We start from the raw sequence: 238 nt of genomic DNA, 5'->3' as shown, positions 1-238 counted from the left end.
TCAACATCAGTGCCGGGCAGATCCTTGATCTGGTGGACGGCCAGCGCAGTGTCGCGGCGATCATTGATCGACTGTCTGCGAGTTTCCCCGGCGTACCGGGGATCGACGAAGATGTGCTGGCGTTTCTGGAGGTGGCCCATGCTCAATTCTGGATCGAGTGACTCGCGTCCGGGTCCGCCGCTGTGGCTGTTGGCGGAGTTGACCTATCGTTGCCCGCTGCAATGCCCGTATTGCTCCA

The 238-nt window shown here is 60.9% G+C and carries 2 protein-coding genes; both read left to right on the top strand.

Annotated elements, in window-relative coordinates; genetic code table 11:
* A partial coding sequence (gene pqqD, locus WLY71_RS31010; RefSeq protein WP_347806616.1) for a pyrroloquinoline quinone biosynthesis peptide chaperone PqqD occupies positions 1-161 on the top strand: 161 nt, incomplete at its 5' end.
* On the top strand, positions 139-238 hold a 100-nt coding region (locus WLY71_RS31005), incomplete at its 3' end, for a hypothetical protein (RefSeq protein ID WP_347806615.1). The genes pqqD and WLY71_RS31005, both read left to right, overlap by 23 nt.

This window comes from Pseudomonas rossensis (assembly GCF_039888995.1).
Taxonomy (GTDB): Bacteria; Pseudomonadota; Gammaproteobacteria; order Pseudomonadales; family Pseudomonadaceae; genus Aquipseudomonas; species Aquipseudomonas rossensis.
Note: the sequence above shows the minus strand (reverse complement) of the source record. Positions and strands in the feature narration are given on the sequence as shown.